Annotated in this window: 1 protein-coding gene and 1 other annotated feature; the gene reads left to right on the plus strand. The window is 63.0% G+C overall.

Translation table 11 applies throughout. From position 1 onward, the window contains the following. Positions 1 to 50 precede the first annotated feature (50 nt). Positions 51 to 1,279 (plus strand): IS3 family transposase gene (locus GTW51_RS23285; protein ID WP_163046397.1). Its coding sequence is split into 2 segments (ribosomal slippage): positions 51 to 339 and positions 339 to 1,279, totalling 1,230 coding nucleotides; the frame shifts between segments, so codons are not numbered across the junction. Further along, positions 332 to 448 (plus strand) — a sequence feature (AL1L pseudoknot). It overlaps the preceding gene by 117 nt. Positions 1,280 to 1,320 lie beyond the last annotated feature (41 nt).

Consider the following 1,320-nt stretch of genomic DNA (forward strand, 5'->3'; position numbering starts at 1 on the left):
TGAACCGCCCCGAGTTTGTCGGAGGCTCCAACTCTTGAGAGACTGGAGCCATGACGAAGAGAACTCCGCCGTTTAGTCCCGAGGTGCGCGCCCGCGCGGTTCGGATGGTTTTGGATCACAGGGAGGAACACGGCTCGCAATGGGCCGCGATCCAGTCGATCGCTGCGAAGATCGGCTGCTCGGGCGAGACGCTTCGCAACTGGTTGCGACAGGCCGAGCGCGATCAGGGTTCGCGAGCCGGTCCGACGAGCGAAGAACGCGAACGGATCAAGTCGCTGGAGCGCGAGGTCCGTGAACTTCGCCAGGCCAATGAGATCCTTCGCAAGGCCAGCGCATATTTTGCCCAGGCGGAGCTCGACCGCCCGTTCAGACGATGAAGGCGTTCATCGACGAGAACCGTGACGATTACGGGGTCGAGCCGATCTGCCGAGTTCTGCCGATCGCCCCGTCAACGTATCACGAGCACGCCGCCAGGCAGGCCGATCCCAGTCGAGTGCCGGCCCGCGAGCGTCGTGACATCGAACTTTGCCAGCAGATCGGGCGCGTCTTCGCCGAGAACTTCGGCGTCTATGGTGTGCGGAAAGTCTGGCGGCAGATGAAGCGCGAAGGCTTCGATATCGCCCGCTGCACCGTGTCGCGCTTGATGCGGCAGATGGGTCTGAAGGGCGTCGTGCGAGGCAAGACCATCCGCACCACGATCAGCGATTCCTCGGCGCCATGCCCGCTCGATCGCGTGAACCGGGTCTTCAAGGCGCCGCGGCCGAACATGCTCTGGGTCTCCGACTTTACCTATGTCGCGACCTGGAACGGCTTCGTCTACGTCGCCTTCGTCATCGATGTCTTCGCCCGACGTATTGTCGGCTGGCGCGTGTCGCGCTCGGCACGAGCGGAGTTCGTCCTCGACGCTTTGGAGCAGGCTCTTCATCAGCGACGGCCCTTCGCAGGCAGCGGGCTCGTCTGCCATTCCGACAGGGGAAGCCAATATGTGAGCATCCGCTACACCGAGCGTCTCGCTGATGCCGGCATCGAACCGTCTGTCGGCAGCGTCGGAGATTCCTACGACAATGCCCTCGCCGAAACGGTGATTGGCCTCTTCAAGACCGAAGTTATCCATCGCCGCGGACCCTGGCGGTCCTTCGAAGCCGTCGAGTTCGCCACCCTCGAATGGGTCGATTGGTTCAACAACCGACGCCTTCTCGAGCCGATCGGAAACATCCCGCCCGCAGAAGCGGAAGCCGCCTACTACGCGCAGCTTGAGGCCATGCCCATCGCCGCGTAGGACTCAAACCAAATGGCCTCCGGGAAACCCGGTGCGGTTCA

Source organism: Aurantimonas aggregata, from assembly GCF_010500835.1.
GTDB classification, from domain to species: Bacteria; Pseudomonadota; Alphaproteobacteria; order Rhizobiales; family Rhizobiaceae; genus Aurantimonas; species Aurantimonas aggregata.